Consider the following 15,932-nt stretch of genomic DNA (forward strand, 5'->3'; position numbering starts at 1 on the left):
ACTATACCAGGACAAAAAGTTAGAGCTTTTGTAAAAAAGAAAAAACAAAAATATGAAGGACGTTTATTAGAAATAATAGAAAAGGCTAATTATGAAATAGAGCCAGATTGTCATTGTTTTGGTATATGTGGTGGTTGTACATATCAAAATATTTCTTATGATAAAGAAATAGATATTAAAAAAAATAATGTTCTTAAGATACTAAAAGATGAGGGTATAGAAAATTTTGAATTTTTAGGTATTAATAAAAGTCCAGATATAAACTGTTATAGAAATAAAATGGAATTCTCTTTTGGAGATACTGGCATAGATGGAGAGCTATCTTTAGGTATGAGAAGGAGAAATAGTTACTATGAAGTTGTAAATGCATCTGATTGTAAAATAATTTCTGAAGATATAAGAAAAATTTTAAAATGTGTTTTAGATTATTTAAAAAACACTAATGAAACATTTTATCATAGAATGAAAAAAACGGGAAGTCTTAGGCATTTGTTAGTAAGACAAGCATTTTTTACAAAAGAAATTATAATAGGACTTGTTACATCTAGCCAGTTTAATAGTGATTTAGAAAAATTAAAAGACAATATATTAAACCTTGATATAGAAGGTGAGATAAAAGGCTTTTTGCATATTATAAATGATAGCATAGCAGATGTTGTTAAGGCTGATAAAATAAATGTTGTATACGGTAAAGATTATTTCTATGAAAAATTATTAGGTCTTGATTTTAAAATATCTTTATTTTCATTTTTTCAAACAAACTCAGCAGGCGCCGAAAAACTATATAACATTATAAAAAGATTTGTAGGGGAAGTAAATAACCAGATAGTTTTTGATTTATATTGTGGAACAGGAACTATAGCTCAAATAGTGGCTAAAGAAGCAAAAAAAGTTATAGGTATAGAGCTAGTAGAAGAGGCCGTAGAAGCGGCTATAATAAATGCAAGGCTTAATAGTATAGATAATTGTGAGTTTATAGCAGGCGATGTTTATAAAATAATAGAAGAACTAAACGAAAAACCAGATTTAATAATTTTAGACCCACCAAGAGAGGGAATAAACCCTAAAGCTATAAGAAAAATAGTAAACTTTAATACAGATAGGATAATTTATATTTCTTGTAAGGCTTCTTCTTTGGCAAAAGATTTAAAATTATTTATAGAAAGTGGTTATACAGTAGATAAAGTAGAAATAATGGATATGTTTCCTAGGACTTATCACGTTGAGACGGTCGTTTTGATGTCTAAAGTGAACCCTAACAAGTAAATACGAGCTTGAAAATAGAGGCTTTTCGAGGTGCAATCGTTAATGAGTTCGATTAGCATCTGAAAAAGCCTCTATTTTTACAATAAGTTTTAATTTGTGGGAACTGGTCAATATAGTAGAGTTGACACCACAAGATTATTATTCATAAAATTGAACCCTTTTCCAGCAGGTAGGGTTCATCTGTAACTAATAAGAACTAGGAGGGATTGTAATGGAAGAATTGGTGCTATCGTCATATATAAAAATTATGCAAGAAAGCTTTTCAAAAAATAATAAGCAAGAGTCCGCAGCTAGGTTTCTTCTTAATTCCATTTTGTCTCAAGAAGCAGTATGGTGTGGTACTGATTTCAGTTCAAAGAAAATTAGCAATATTGTAAATCGCAAGGATCCGGTACCAGAGGATATTGTTATTGCATCTACTAAAGAAGATGTAATTATTTCAGTTCACGCATACTTTTCAGAATATGTTATGAAGGAAATAAATCCACATCTTAGATTAGATGTTTTGGATAAGATAGCACAACTGGTACAGCGAGACAGTGTTATATCTACAATGAAAAAGGAAGAACTGCTCTCTTTATTTGGTTCCGAAGAATACGATGTTTTTTTGGCCGATGTATTTTTGTATGTAATAGGTAGAAATAATAAAATATCAAAAGAGCCGGATAATAGAAATGAAAAGCGACTTTTATACAGGAGTTCTTTGATTTCAGATAAAAAGGGAGTAATGTTTCTTAATGATACAAACATAAAAAGCTTTTCTGAAGCTGAAGATACGAGAAGTAATGACATCTACCGTTTGGAGGCCTATTTCTCTTTTGACTCACAATATGATGATGACGGAAGACGTATCATTTGTGCTCAAGCTATTATCGGGAATGTTAATATTATAGGTACTACTTCGTCAGAGAATTGGTTATCGCGTAGCTATATGAATAATGTGACAAAAGTAAACAGTATTTTTTGTACAACGGTTTTCAAGGTGTTAGAAGTGACTTCTAATAATTGTAGAGTTCAGTATCTAGCTATAGGAGATGAGATTTGATGGGAAAAGCAGAAAACAAAGAACAAGCATTTATGTTAGGTGTTTTTACCGGTGAATTACTAATGTCAAAAGGAGCTATTCAGCCCGATTTTCAACTAGATAATATAGGAATAAGAAACGGAATGCCTTGTCTTTTAGATTATGCAGACATCGTATTTGTTAATCTTCCAGCTGATTTATCTAAGGATATTATTAAGGCCATAAAAGAGTCACTTTTTTCGCTGACGGATAATTATGAAGTCTCTTTTAAACATAATAGTCATGTAAGAGTCGGATTTATTTTCAGAACAGGTATGTTAGGACATATAATCTATGAAAGTGCGCGAAATAATGGATATTCAAGCTTCACATTTGTGGAAAAAGGCTTGAAGCGTAAAGAGCATAGTTTAGCGAGAATAACTAAATGGTCAGATGTAAAATCTGTTATCGGCGATTGGAAAGAAATACCATTAGATTTGTTTGGCACAGAAAAATTAAATTGTTTAGATAATAAAAAACATGTGCCTACCTACGATGTCAATGATTATTACTTAAAGAACACTATTCATATTTTGGCTCTTGCAGATAAGTCAATTATGAGTGAAAATAGCAAAGCAAACAAAATATATTTAGATGCATCGTTGACAGCACTTCAATTTGGTTTACCATATACAGCGTATGGATTTGCAAAAAAGTGTAAAGCGTTAACTAATAATATCCAAGTGGTCCAGCTTTGTGATATGGTATTCGAAAAAACTCAAGAATATATAGAAGAATATAAAGATGTTGTGGATAGGCATGTTGACCGAGAAGCTTTTGAGCTTATGTGGATATTAGAAGATTTAGATATCAGTATTACAAAATAGATAAGGTAGTGGCGGAGAATTACAGTCCAGATTCTCCGCCACTGCTATTTTAGCGATAATTCTTTTCGTAAATTTCCTTAGCAAGCTTCTGAGTCTTTTCAATAAATGCGTATGCTTGAGATTTACCTCTATTGAGGTCTACCATTTCAATGATTTCTTTTTTTGAAAATCCATCAGCTAGAAGTTTGATAATTTTTGCGCTGGTAGCGTCATGTTTCGCTACGTCTGCAATGAGGTCTGTGAGCATAGATAATGCAGCGGCAGTATCTTCGTACTCGGTGTTCCCTGTAGGATCCCATCCTGCAGAACTTTCATTAGTTTGGTCTTCTATGAATTTATCCAAGGAAATAAAGCGTGAAGTAATATTGTTTGGATTATCTTTGTCAGCACATGTTTTGCAGTCGTTACATTTTGGACAGCGGATAAGTTCACCCTTTTGATTCACGATTAGACATCTTTTTTTACGAGTGCTTTCTAGATATTCATTTACGTCTTCCCAGAAAGCATCGATTGCAATTGCAGCCTGTTTTTCTGGAACTGCAACAAAGCCTACGAGAACCTTTCTTCCGCCAAGGTGCCAGGTTTCAAGATTGTCTGTATTTAGAAATTCACCTGGTTTAATCAGCTTATCTTTGATGGCTTGTTTGTTCCATTTGATTATTTCATGTGCGTGGATTAGTACAAGAACCTCGCCTTCACGTGGGTTAATATTGTTGTAGCTTTTTTTGTTTTTGTAGTTTGGCATATGATTTCCTCTATTGATTGACGGGAGGAAATCCTGTATGCGCAGTATTCTGAATATAGTTGGCCAGTGCCATAGTGAGATTCCTCCTATAGGTTGGCCAGCTTGTCCTATTCAGCTGGTTTGGTATTAATTTGTGTCATCTGGTCCGGATAGGACCACTCTTGATCAGGGAGTGCCATTCCAGATGAGAGGCAGTTTTTGTCTTGCTCCGGACAACGTAAACGAAAGAAAATTTAAGCGATTGCGTAAAAAAGCATCTGAAGGGATATAAATTTATGCAAAAACCTGATATAATATATAGGTCATCCTGTGGTACAGGTGCTTTTCTTTCGAACGCACTTTAATTATAAATTGGTTGTGAGAGAATGTATTTGCCACCGTTTTGCCACTGTTTTGCCAACATTTTTCCGATGCTGAAAGGAGAACGCCAAGTGAATGAACTGATATTATCAACATACATCCAAATCATGCAGGGTGGGTTGGTAGAACATTATAAGCAAGAAAGCGCAGGTAGATTTTTCTTGAGGCTGTTAGCTTACAGCCGGAGGCGAATTGCACAACAGATTTAAGCTCAAAAAAAATAAGCCGTCTCGTAAGCAGGAAGAATCCTGTACCAGACGACATAAAACAGGCTTCATTAAAGCCTAAAATTATTGATGGTGTGTATAAATACTTTTCTAAACTAGTTATGGCTGATTTGAATCAGAACCTAAAGTACGATGTTTTTGAAAACCTTTGTAAGGTTATCGAACAGGATATCCAGGTAGCGAAATTAAAGAAAAGTGAATTTATAGGATTACATACAAATGGCCAATATGACAAATTTATAGCAAACATCTTTCTGTATGTGCTAAGCCGCGATAATAAAAAGATAACCACAGGTGTGGAATATCAGGATATTCTTTTCTTAGAAGAGGTTAATTATGAATGTCCGCTTACTCACGAGAAGTTGGTAGAACATGTGAAAAATGTTCCGATACGAAGATTTACAATAACACAGATTTTTCCTGATGATTTAACAAGTGACGAGATTATCGAATTTGAAAAAGTGTGTGCGTGACCAGCTGATTATGATTCTACTGAAAATTTAATAGCATTAAGCGAAAAAGCTTCGGAGGCATATTTACTTAATCCTACAGTTGACGAATTTAAGCAATTGTTAGAAGCTAAAAAGTTTTTATCTACTAAGTATAATGCTAGAAAAGCTATAGACAGAATGGAATTGGAAGATGATATTAGAATTGCTTTAGCTGCGCTTATGGATAGTGAACGTTCTGGAGAATTAGTGGAACTGGAATACGAAGCATTGCGAATTGATGAGAAAATCAAAGATAATCCGCTGTTAAAGAATGAAATTCAGTATCTTGTTTTACAATATTATCGCTTTATTGAAAAAACATTTAATGATAGTGAAGCTGATTTTGATACTATTGCAGCTCAAGTTAAAGTTAGTTCGTTGAAATTGGAACGTTCCGGCATGTCAAAAGAAGATGTCGTAGAAAGTTTAGCAGAATGGATACATAAAAAGAGTAAATTAGGTGATAGAGGAAAAACTGCATGTAGAATAGTAGTGGCTTTCTTCATCCAGAATTGTGAGGTGTTCAGTCGTGAAATTTCCAAGTAAAGTAACACCGTATAAAGAAAGTATAATAGCAAAGTTTCCTTTAATCCTGACACATCTTGAAAAAGTAGATATGGATCCAGCGCTATTATATAAGAAGGTAAAGAATAAGGTAGATGATATTCGAGAATATATGGAAATATTAGATTGTCTTTATGCACTTAATAAGATTGAACTTAAGGAGGAGGTACTCCATTATGTTGATTGAAATACAATGTGACAAGTTTGTTTCTAATGGACAAATGCGCCCACCAATAAAATTTCATCCGGGACTTAATGCAATTTTAGGTGATGAGGATAGGTCTAATTCTATAGGAAAATCTACATTATTAATGATATTAGATTTTGTATTTGGTGGCGATGATTATATTAAGAAATGTGCAGATGTGCAGGAAAATGTCCTAGAGCATACGATAAATTTTACTTTTGAATTTAAAAACAAAAAATATTGTTTTGCAAGAAACACCGTCGATTATATGCACGTTAGTAAGTGTGATTCCAATTACGAGCCATTGGAAGGAGTGGAAAAGTTACATATAGATGAATACCGAGATTTTCTTGCAGAAAAATATGAAGTAAATACAGAAGGTCTTTCTTGGCGTGGTGCAATGTCAAAATTTATCAGAGTGTATAAACGAGAGACCATGGATGAGGAACGCCCGCTTCAAGCAGCTAAGGCGGAACAAATTAAAGATGCCATTAAGAAATACATGCAGCAGTTCGGTAAATATGCGATTGTTGAAGCACAAATAAAACAAGCTGCTGATGCTGAAGATGAAAAAGAGGCGTTTAGAAAATCACAACTTTACAATCATATACGTGGGGCAAAAAATCAGAAGGAATATGATGAGAATGAGAAAAAGATAGTAGAGCTTGTACAAAGAGAAAAAGAATTGGCTGAAAATAGTAGCCAAGGGCTTCTTGATCTTGATAGTGTTCAGGCGCAAAGAATTAGTGAATTAAACGATCTTCTTATCAGTTATCGTAGGCAGAGAGTTAAAGTACAGACTCAATTGAATTCTATACGTCGTGAAATGATTGAAGGTAAAAAGACATTTAAGAAAACTTTCTCTGATTTAGAAAAATACTTTCCGGAGTCTGAGTTTAAAGCTTTGGAAGAAGTTGAAAAATTTAATCAAAGTCTTGCCAAGGTGCTTACTGCAGAATTCAAAGAAACAGAAAAAGACTTGGCCACTGCCTATATCCTATTGGGAAATGAAATTGTAAAAATCAAAGAGCAGATAGCAGAAATTAAAAGCATACCAAATGTTACACAGGCAGTGCTTAAAGAATATGCAAGAATTACAAGTGAATTGTTTAATGTGCAAGAAGCTAATAAAAACTTTAAGACATTAGAACGTCTGAAAAGTTTAGCTCAGGAATATGCACAAATGCGAGATGAAGTTATAGAGAGACAGCTGTCGGATATTCAAACACAAGTAAATTCTAAAATGCGTGAAATCAGTGCTCGTATTTTGAATAATACAACGCAACGTTCTCCGGAACTGAAATTGGAGAAACTAGGTAAATACAGCTTTAGCATAAGAGATGACGGTGGAAGTGGTGCTCAATTTAGAGGTTTGATAACATTTGACCTTGCAAATATGGAAATTTCTGATATTCCGTTTATAGTGCATGACTCTGACTTATTGGATCCTATTGAAAAACCGGCATTGACAGAAATTATAAAAGAGTACAATGCAGTAGGTAGCCGCGGTAAGCAAGCGTTTGTGTCATTCCGTTCATTAGATTTTTATGCAGAAGAAGCACAACCGATAATATCTGGATGTAAAATAATTGAATTATCATCCGGAGGAAATGAATTGTTTGGTAGGGATTGGAACAAAGAACCTATAAAAGAAAGTAATTAAGGTGGATATATGAAAAAAGAAATAAAAGAATTAGATTCTCAGTTTAGTTACAATCGATTATGGAAGCTTCTGATAGACAGAGGGATTAAGAAACAAGAATTACAGAATATGAGTAATGTTAGCGCAGCTTCTATTGCAAAAATGGGAAGATGTGAAAACGTTACTACTGATGTTCTCTTGCGAATTTGTGAAGCTCTGGATTGTCAGCTAGAAGATATCGTTGAACGAATAGAAAAGAAATAAAGTAATTAAGTTAAATATTGGAGGAACAATGGATAATAATTTTTGCGTTGGTTGTCCTGGAATACAGCAACCTTTATGTGCTGTGAAAGATATATATAATGGAATCACCTTAAATGAGGTTATTTCAAAAGCGAAAAAATCTGCTTCAAAATATTTAGTTTGTCATAAAAATGCCATTAAAATAGAAAATGGCGCCATGGTTATCACTGAAAAATGTGATTCTTGTGGATTGTGCAAAATTTCATGCAGCAATCAGCTAGAAAAGGAATATGATAAGAAAATTGAGAAGCCTATTTTTGCAGAATTGGGAAAATTAAATATCTTTCTGAGTAATATTTTCAGTGATGCCTTGGTTGCTACGGAAGTTAAAACGGAAGGCAATTTTAGACAAAAACGAATTGATGCGGTTATAGGCAAAGAAAATTCGGTGATATTAATTAAAGTTCTTGCAAACGTTGACAAGTATAATTTCTATCATAGATCTTATGAAGAAGTTATGAAGGAATATAAGAACAAATATCCAGAACTCGGTATTAATATTGTTTTTATTGTTCCTGAGTCAAAGATAAAAAAAGCACGACAGTTAGAATATGATGTTATATGTATTGATGAAATAAAATCAATTGTTTAATTTGGAGGGTAAAATTATGTCAATGCTGTTAAATAGAAAATATGGTAGTAGACTTGAGTGTTTGTATTACATATTGAAATCTAGATATGATAAATATGGAAAAACGACCGCATTTACATTAGCTGATTTGAAATATGATGATGACGATGAATATAACGTTCATAATTATTGTAAATTACTAACCGATTGTGTGGGTATTGAGTGTTGTCCTTTTTTGGTAAATCCGCTGAACAACTCAAAATGCTATGCGACACAATCCGTAGACAGTGATTCTACGAAATCCAAGGCTGTGAGTGATATTGGTGGTTCATTAGAAGCGTTGGGCTTTATTTTAAGAAGTGGTAGGAAATTCAAAATAAGTGATGCCGGTGAGAAATGGGCAAAAACAGACTTCTATTCAAAAGAGTGGGAGGAGGTTGCTTTGAAAGGCGTATTATCCTATGGTGTTGTGCAAGGTTTTTTAAATAAACTTAGAAGCGAAGAGGATACTTTTTCATATTCGGGCATTTACTTAAGTTTTCCTAAGACTGATGAAATTGTAGAATATACTGATAATAACGGAGATGTTAAGTACATTAATATTTCTACCGATAGTCAAAGAGACAGCAATACAAGAACCATGTCCAGAATTATTGGATGGTGTGTTGCTGTATGATTATTAGAACCACAAACCAATGAAATTGATTATTCAACCAATATAGCTCATTTAAGATACAGGGACTTCTTAAATAAAGGAAAGCTTACAGTAAGGAATTATAAAAAAACTGCGCTATGTAAAGAGGTTTTCGATGAGAAAAAATATATTGCTAATCCGCTTTCTTATAATACTGCAGAGGTGCCAATGACACATGCACTTGCAGGTACAGAGCAGAGTGGGCTGTTGGTACCGTAAATGTAACCAGCAAGCGAACCTGGGAATGCAGTGAGAAAAATGCGCTTGCAATCCTTCGTCAGACACAGGTCATTCATGGTGGGGACCTTGTCTTTGACTGCGCCAATCGTCTGGTGCATTTGCTTACCTTTAGTGGAAATGATAACGGTGTTTTATTCTGCTATCGAAAAAATATGAAGACCATTCAAAGAGTGGTAGATACCAGAAGCCTTGTTACAAGGCTATATGCCTACGGTAAGGATGGCATGACCTTTGCCTCTATCAATGGCGGCAAGGATTATGTGCAGGATACCTCATACACCGATGAAATCCGTATCGCAACACTGGATTGTTCGAACTTCACCAATCCTTATCATATGCTGGAATATACACAAGGGAAATTAGAAGAGTATGCACATCCACGTATTTCTTATGTGCTTTCTGCAATGGACCTTTCTGTATTGACAGGCTATGAGCATGAAGCCTTGGCCCTGGGTGATATTGTAACGGTAGATGATAAAGACTTGAACCTATCTGTAAAAAAACGTGTGGTGCGCAGGCAGTATAATTTGCAGCAGCCTTGGAATACGGTGCTAGAGCTTTCGACCACACTTCGAGAGCTGGGTGATTCTTCCGCGCAATGGGACAAAGCTGCTGATGTACTGGCCTCCACAGATATTATCGATAGACAAGAAGTGAAGGACCTTGTTCCCTTCAATCATCTTCGTAATTCCAGAGGCGATAGTGGACTTTCTTATTGGGTGAACTCTGGATTTGAAGTGGATGCGACAACGGGAGTTTCCGGTACCGCTTCTTTTAAGGCCGAGGGTGAGTCAGGAATGACGAAAAGTCTCATGCAAACAGTCTACCCGGCCAACAGAAGCAGCTATACCTTTTCTGCACAGATTGCATCGGAAAACCTGGAAAAGGGCGACGCCGGACAGGTTGGTATCGAGGTGGTCTTTGAATATGAGGATGGAACAACGGAAACAAGATTTATTGATTTGTTTTAAGGAGGCGTTATGGCATATTTTACACAGACAGCGCATGACCTCTCTCCCAAACGCTATGGCAGATTGAAGTCCATTACAGTAAGAGTCTGCGTGACCGATTGCACCGGCACCGTATATATCACCGATATGCTATTGCAAGGCGGCTCGATTGCTACGGGCTGGGTTGGTCATGTAAGTGAAATACTGTGGACACTGGATGGGTAGGTGTTGTGATGGCTGAATTTACAAGATTTGCAGAGAACATTAAGGTCAAAGAGGATTTACGTGTGGTTAGCGTTATGGTGCAGCCTGTCATCAGTGATTGCACCGGCAGAATTTGGATTACGGATCTTATGCTGCAGGAGGGTGATAGGTTAACCGGCTATGTGATCAATACAGAAACGTTGCTTCAAAAGTATCGTGAAGATGATGTGATTGTGGCGCCAAGGTTTTATAACGGGATTGTTCGTTCCAGCGGAACTGTCGTTGTGTTTAATCTTGGTAGCACAACTGCCGGACTGGATATCGAAGTAGAGCCAATTCAGGATATGGCAGCTGGCAGCATTGTTCTTTTCCAAGGTGCCGGCTCTCACAAAGCAGTTTTTCTTGATGAGGCAAATGCAGGTGACCTATTTTCCCTGCGCGCTTCTACAAGAGAGTGCTTGAAAAATGGTGCTGCTACAAATAAAGATGGCTTTTATCAGTATTCTGCCGCGGGTGATAGCAAACATCCGATTACACTGGAAAAAGGAAAATCGGCTAAGTTATATGTAGAATTTCAAGAAATGCAGGATGGAGGTGATGTGCTTTGAGAGATTATTTGGAAGGTAAACGCTGTATGGTGTGGTCCTTTATGGGAAATACCAGAATGTATCAAGCTCTTCGAGATTATGGTGACAGATTGGACACTGTTGGTATTTTTACTTTTGAGGTGGATGCAACAGGTACCATATCAGAAACCAGCACCAGCATATCCACCATGCTGACTTATATTAATAAATGGCCTCATATCAAATGGATGCTTACTGTTATGAATCATGGTACAGCATCCATTTTTACTGCGCTTCGAAATAACACAGACGGTGCAAAGGATAAGTTTCTAACTGAGCTTGTACGCATTATGGAGAAGTATCCTTGGTGCGCTGGAGTAGATATTGACCTTGAACGCGGCGGTGAATATGAAAACCGAGAAGCAGCAAATGCACTTTTTCGAGATATTTATAATGCAGTAAAGGCCTATGATTCCACAAAGCTTGTGAATGTCTGTCTTCCGGGTATGAACTCCGTCAACGGTTCTGTTGGTGGAGAGAACTGGTGCGTATATGAAGATATTGATAAGTACTGTGATACCGCTGCGATTATGAGTTACGGTATGGCTTGGGCCGGTTCAGCTCCGGGCACTGGCTGGAGGGCATTTACGATTATGCTTCTTCTGTGATGGATCCAAAGAAGATATTCTTAGGACTTCCTGGTTACAGTTGGAACTGGCAGATTTATGATACGCCTGAAAATCTCGTTAAGACCTATCGAGGAACTTCCAATACCTATTATGCTGCAAAGCTGTGGATGACGGGAGTCTATAACTTTACTGACGATACAGCGCCGTAGCCTTTGATTCCAATTCTGGCTTATTGGGATGATTACGACAAGGTGCCTTGGGCCCTGCCGCAAGTCTATGATTTCATAGAGGGACAAGACGCGGTTTACAAAGAATATCCGCTTATGGGTGAAGTATATAACCGCAGAAGGTATCTTACTGCCTATGCAAAGCAGCAGGATACGGAGTTTGGAGATATCCTCATTGATCGTGGCGGCGGTGAGTTGGATGACTATTCAGGCATTGTATCCGTTTCTGATTATATGATTACTCTTGGTGATAAGGGCTCTGCTTCTTATGAATTTACCATTGATGAAGCAGGTACTTATGATGTTGTGGTAAGGATATGCTTTCCTTTCTGGGATAAAAACAGTGTAGCCGTATCTGTAGATGGAGTATCAAAGACGTTTTCAGAGGACAGGCTATGGTGGCCTTATTGGAGAACCACTTGCTGGTTTCCTTTAGTATCAGGCCATTACTTTTCTACGGGTACACATACATTGACAGTAGACGTTGGTGTTAATGGTGTGCAGTTTTATGGGTTTCGCGTTTGCGGCGATTTTTCAGAAAAGCCGACCGCCGGCACTGCGCAGTTTACCTTATCCCCTCGTCAATTTGTGGACGTGGACGGGAAGCTGTATCAGCCAGACAAGGGCTTCAAGCTGACCTGCGAAATGCTAAGAAGAAAACCAGACTCAGCGCTCATTTGGTATGAGGATTTCAGAGACGACACCATCTTGCTAGAAAGCTACTGGACCACACTTTCCGGTGAATGGGATGTATGGCAGGAGTCGCTTGCTTATGGTGATACCAGCAGACCATATTCCCAGCTTGAAGGTGAAGGAGAGCTTGCCTGGTTATACAGTGGTTTTGATGACATTCATATTCGTGCAAGGCTGGCGTTTCCTTCGGACGGTGGTGGAAGGGCCGGAGTTTTCTGAGGCAGTTTATTTTGCTGCTTAAATTATGACTCGCAGCGCGTTGAGTTATATAACGATTCTACACTCCTTGGTAGTTATTCCACCAGCTTTTCAAAGACCAGCAACGCTGACCTTCGTACCAATCCAAATATGTACACCGTAGAGATGCGTATCAGAGGAAACAAGGTGCGTGTGTATTCCAGCAATTCTTATAAGCTGCGCTTTACTGCAACGGTCAGTGGCATTAGCGGAGGCTATGATGGTTTTCGCTCTGATAATCATGCGGTTTGTGAGCTGCTACGTTTAGGTGACTCCTGGACTTATGAGCCATATGAACGCTTTGATGTTACTTTTCCGGATGGCTCGATTGTCGAATACGGTCGAATTGACCGCAGCAATGCTACTTGGGATGAGGAATTTCAGGTGTTTACCTTAACCAGTGATGTGGAGGAAAGCTCGACTCGAAGTGAGGATATTTCCTTGGATTACGAATTTTATCATTCGGATTTACTTTCCCTGGAATGCGGAAATGATTATACCGTCACTGTGACACCAAAGGATATCAACGTCTGGGTATCGAGATTATTCTTAGGTGATGCAGACGGTTTTTCCATTTTGTATTACCAGGATGTGGACTCACTTGTCTATTGGGCTAATGAAGCAGCCTATCGCTGGAAGCTGCGAGGCATTGCAATATGGTCCCTTGGCCAGGAGGACATGAGGCTGTGGGAGGCACTGCCAAAACAAATATAACTTTGAAACAGAGGGTTGTTTACCTTTTGAGGTAGGCAGCCTTTTGCAATATGAAAAAGAAATGGAGGATTTTATTATGAAGGAATTATGGTCAACACTTTAGCTTGTCTTTGCCGGCATCGGAGGCTGGCTTGGATATTTCTTAGGAGGATGGGATGGACTGCTTTATGCACTGATTGAATTTACAGTGGTGGATTATATCACTGGTGTTATGTGCGCCATTGTGGATAAGAAGCTATCCAGCTCTGTTGGATTTAAGGGTATCTGTCGTAAGGTGCTTATTTTTACCCTTGTGGGCATTGCGAACATCCTGGATGTCGCAGTGATTGGAACCGGCTCTGTACTTAGAACTGCAGTGATTTTCTTTTATCTTTCTAACGAGGGTGTATCCCTTTTGGAAAATGCAGCCCACTTAGGCTTGCCTATTCCTGCAAAGATGAAGGATATCTTAGAGCAGCTACATGATAGAGCTGAAAATACAGAAAGCGAGGAAAAGTAGTATGAAGCTAGTAGAAGCAATTCTTACAAAGAATCCCTGCTATACAGCGGGAAAGAAAATTACAGTCAAAGGCCTTATGCTGCACTCCGTAGGCTGCCCTCAGCCAAGTGCAGCAGTTTTTATTAAGAACTGGAACAGCGCCAGCTATGATAGAGCCTGTGTACATGCTTTCATTGATGGTAATGACGGAACCGTATATCAGACGCTTCCTTGGAACCATCGTGGCTGGCATGGCGGCGGTGCTTCTAACAATACGCATATCGGTGTAGAAATGTATGAACCAGCTTGTATCAAATACACTGGTGGCGCTACCTTCACCTGCTCTGATACCAAGGCAGCAAAAGCAGTAGCGAAGCGTACTTATGAAGCGGCAGTCGAGCTCTTTGCATTTCTTTGTAAAGAGTACAGCTTGGATCCACTTGCCGATGGCGTAATCATCAGCAATGCCGAAGGTTATAAGCGTGGCATTGCAAGCAATCATGGTGATACAGAACATTTGTGGAACTAGCTGAATATGGGATATACAATGGACGGTTTCAGAAAAGCAGTTAAAGCTGCCATGAAAACAGAGACCGCTACTGATACCAGTGAAAGCAAGGAATATCCTGAGAAGCTGACTTCTGGTTATTATCGTGTTCGTAAAACCTGGAAGGATACAAAATCTCAGCCTGGTGCCTATCGTATTCTCTCTAATGTAAAAGCAAAGGTGGATGAAAACCCAGGCTATTCTGCTTTTGATAACGATGGCAATGTGGTTTATACGAAAGCTGCTGTAGAATCGGAAACGAAAGCAGAAAAAGCCTTTGAGCAGTATCGTGTGCGCGTTAACATTACAAATCTGAATATCAGAAAAGGTCCTGGTACCAACTATGATAAGGTGGGCCAGTATACCGGTGTTGGTGTATTTACCATTGTGGATGAAGCAGAAGACGCCGGTGCTACAAAATGGGTCTTGCTTAAGTCCTACGCTACGAAGTGTAACGGTTGGATTTCCCTTGATTATGCAAGTAAGCTGTAATTGAATATGTAGGTTTAGTGCCCGTCAGAGATTTATTTCTTTGATGAGCATTATTTTTTTGCTCAAAAACCGGAATTTGCCTTCCCGGAACCCCTTAGGAAGTTAGAAGGAAAAACCTTCAAATGATAAGGAGGGATTGAAATAATGACTGATCAAGAAAAGCAGCAGATTGCTATCTATCGCAATCAGGGACTTAGCTATACAGCGATTTCAAATAGAATGGAGATTTCCGTCAACAGCATAAAAACCTACTGTAAGAGAAATGGTCTGGGTGGCTTGGGAGCCTTTGAAAAGACAAATGGCGCAGAGGTATGCACCTGTGAAAACTGTGGTGCACCGGTAGTACAAAATCCCGGAAGGAAGAAAAAACGCTTCTGTTCGGATAATTGTAGAAATGCCTGGTGGAACGCACATCAAGGCGAGGTTAATAAGAAGGCAAATTATGAGTGCATTTGTTCCTATTGTAATAAGCCTTTCATCTCCTATGGCAATAAGCACCGTAAGTATTGCAGCCATGAGTGTTATATCGAGGATAGATTTGGAGGTGCGTATTAATGCAGGTATTTAAGGACCTGACTATCAACCTCCAGGTAGCGCCAAGAGTGATGACACAGGAGGCTATGCAGAAGGATTTTGAATATGAAATGGCGCAAAAGCTCACCAGAAGCCTTTATGAAAAAGGCATCATTTCTGTTGATGAAATGCACAGAATACAGGTATTAAATAAGAAAAAATTCTCCCCGTTTTATGCGGAGATTATCGACTAATTAACTTGATAATTTGGACCGTTAGAGTGATATATAGTACTGACCAAACTAGGAGGTTAAACGGTGGCAAAGATAACAAAAATTGAAGCTGTACCAACAGTTAAGAAGAAAATTCGAGTTGCTGCCTATGCCAGAGTTTCAACCAACTCTGACGAGCAGCTATTAAGCCTCGAAACACAAAAAGAACATTATGAGAGCTTTATCAAGGCAAACCCGGACATGGAATATGCAGGGCTTTACTATGATGA

Annotated in this window: 18 protein-coding genes and 3 pseudogenes; 20 read left to right on the top strand and 1 reads right to left on the bottom strand. The window is 37.9% G+C overall.

The window, feature by feature from the left end; translation table 11 throughout:
• The 3 genes from rlmD to R5Z65_RS07835 all read left to right on the top strand — a co-directional run.
• The coding region (rlmD, locus tag R5Z65_RS07825; RefSeq protein WP_317368340.1) for a 23S rRNA (uracil(1939)-C(5))-methyltransferase RlmD at window positions 1-1,266 on the top strand (1,266 nt) is incomplete at its 5' end.
• A gap of 211 nt (window positions 1,267-1,477) precedes the next feature.
• A complete protein-coding gene (locus R5Z65_RS07830) occupies window positions 1,478-2,311 on the top strand; it encodes a hypothetical protein (protein ID WP_317368341.1) in 834 nt (277 codons plus the stop codon).
• Window positions 2,311-3,156: a hypothetical protein gene (locus tag R5Z65_RS07835; RefSeq protein ID WP_317368342.1), complete on the top strand. Its 846-nt coding sequence runs from the start codon at window positions 2,311-2,313 to the stop codon at window positions 3,154-3,156. Before R5Z65_RS07830 ends, R5Z65_RS07835 begins: the two co-directional genes overlap by 1 nt.
• Window positions 3,157-3,205: 49 nt before the next feature.
• On the opposite strand, the gene R5Z65_RS07840 is transcribed toward R5Z65_RS07835, so the two are convergent.
• Window positions 3,206-3,901, bottom strand: a complete 696-nt coding sequence (locus tag R5Z65_RS07840; protein WP_317368344.1) for a hypothetical protein — start codon at window positions 3,899-3,901, stop codon at window positions 3,206-3,208.
• A 688-nt stretch (window positions 3,902-4,589) separates the two neighbouring features.
• Here R5Z65_RS07840 and R5Z65_RS07845 point away from each other — a divergent pair.
• From R5Z65_RS07845 to R5Z65_RS07915, 17 genes and pseudogenes are all read left to right on the top strand, one after another.
• Window positions 4,590-4,961 carry a hypothetical protein gene (locus R5Z65_RS07845; RefSeq protein WP_317368346.1) on the top strand — a complete coding sequence of 124 codons (372 nt, stop codon included), beginning with the start codon at window positions 4,590-4,592 and terminating at the stop codon, window positions 4,959-4,961.
• Window positions 4,962-5,057: 96 nt separating this feature from the next.
• Window positions 5,058-5,525: an ABC-three component system protein gene (locus tag R5Z65_RS07850; RefSeq protein WP_317368348.1), complete on the top strand. Its 468-nt coding sequence runs from the start codon at window positions 5,058-5,060 to the stop codon at window positions 5,523-5,525.
• Window positions 5,509-5,730 carry an ABC-three component system middle component 7 gene (locus R5Z65_RS10225; RefSeq protein WP_369124031.1) on the top strand — a complete coding sequence of 74 codons (222 nt, stop codon included), beginning with the start codon at window positions 5,509-5,511 and terminating at the stop codon, window positions 5,728-5,730. The genes R5Z65_RS07850 and R5Z65_RS10225 overlap by 17 nt, the downstream gene beginning before the upstream one ends.
• Complete coding sequence (locus tag R5Z65_RS07855; RefSeq protein ID WP_317368349.1) at window positions 5,720-7,393, top strand: DUF2326 domain-containing protein; 1,674 nt, start codon at window positions 5,720-5,722, stop codon at window positions 7,391-7,393. Before R5Z65_RS10225 ends, R5Z65_RS07855 begins: the two co-directional genes overlap by 11 nt.
• Before the next feature lie 9 nt (window positions 7,394-7,402).
• Window positions 7,403-7,636, top strand: a complete 234-nt coding sequence (locus tag R5Z65_RS07860; RefSeq protein ID WP_317368350.1) for a helix-turn-helix transcriptional regulator — start codon at window positions 7,403-7,405, stop codon at window positions 7,634-7,636.
• A 28-nt stretch (window positions 7,637-7,664) separates the two neighbouring features.
• On the top strand, window positions 7,665-8,267 hold the full coding sequence (locus tag R5Z65_RS07865) for a hypothetical protein (RefSeq protein ID WP_317368351.1): 603 nt from the start codon (window positions 7,665-7,667) through the stop codon (window positions 8,265-8,267).
• A gap of 16 nt (window positions 8,268-8,283) precedes the next feature.
• Entirely contained in the window at window positions 8,284-8,922 is a 639-nt protein-coding gene (locus R5Z65_RS07870) for a hypothetical protein (RefSeq protein WP_317368352.1), read from the top strand.
• 165 nt (window positions 8,923-9,087) lie between these two features.
• Window positions 9,088-10,151 (top strand): annotated as a pseudogene (locus tag R5Z65_RS07875) (phage tail spike protein); the annotation flags it as partial.
• Between the two features lie 9 nt (window positions 10,152-10,160).
• Window positions 10,161-10,355: a hypothetical protein gene (locus R5Z65_RS07880; RefSeq protein WP_317368353.1), complete on the top strand. Its 195-nt coding sequence runs from the start codon at window positions 10,161-10,163 to the stop codon at window positions 10,353-10,355.
• 8 nt (window positions 10,356-10,363) lie between these two features.
• Complete coding sequence (locus R5Z65_RS07885; RefSeq protein ID WP_317368354.1) at window positions 10,364-10,942, top strand: hypothetical protein; 579 nt, start codon at window positions 10,364-10,366, stop codon at window positions 10,940-10,942.
• Window positions 10,939-13,400, top strand: a pseudogene (locus R5Z65_RS10185) (glycosyl hydrolase family 18 protein). The gene R5Z65_RS07885 and the pseudogene R5Z65_RS10185 overlap by 4 nt, the downstream one beginning before the upstream one ends.
• 118 nt (window positions 13,401-13,518) lie before the next feature.
• Window positions 13,519-13,899: a phage holin family protein gene (locus R5Z65_RS07895; protein ID WP_317368357.1), complete on the top strand. Its 381-nt coding sequence runs from the start codon at window positions 13,519-13,521 to the stop codon at window positions 13,897-13,899.
• A gap of 1 nt (window position 13,900) precedes the next feature.
• The gene (locus tag R5Z65_RS10145; RefSeq protein ID WP_331678029.1) at window positions 13,901-14,407 is read left to right on the top strand and encodes a peptidoglycan recognition family protein; all 507 of its coding nucleotides are present in this window, start codon (window positions 13,901-13,903) and stop codon (window positions 14,405-14,407) included.
• Between the two features lie 6 nt (window positions 14,408-14,413).
• A complete protein-coding gene (locus R5Z65_RS10150; protein ID WP_331678030.1) occupies window positions 14,414-14,917 on the top strand; it encodes an SH3 domain-containing protein in 504 nt (167 codons plus the stop codon).
• Window positions 14,918-15,359: 442 nt separating this feature from the next.
• Complete coding sequence (locus R5Z65_RS07905) at window positions 15,360-15,485, top strand: hypothetical protein (protein ID WP_317368355.1); 126 nt, start codon at window positions 15,360-15,362, stop codon at window positions 15,483-15,485.
• On the top strand, window positions 15,472-15,684 hold the full coding sequence (locus tag R5Z65_RS07910; RefSeq protein ID WP_317368356.1) for an SHOCT domain-containing protein: 213 nt from the start codon (window positions 15,472-15,474) through the stop codon (window positions 15,682-15,684). The genes R5Z65_RS07905 and R5Z65_RS07910 overlap by 14 nt, the downstream gene beginning before the upstream one ends.
• A gap of 63 nt (window positions 15,685-15,747) precedes the next feature.
• Window positions 15,748-15,932 (top strand): annotated as a pseudogene (locus tag R5Z65_RS07915) (hypothetical protein); the annotation flags it as partial.

The organism is uncultured Tyzzerella sp. (genome assembly GCF_963558545.1).
GTDB lineage: Bacteria > Bacillota > Clostridia > Lachnospirales > CAG-274 > Tyzzerella.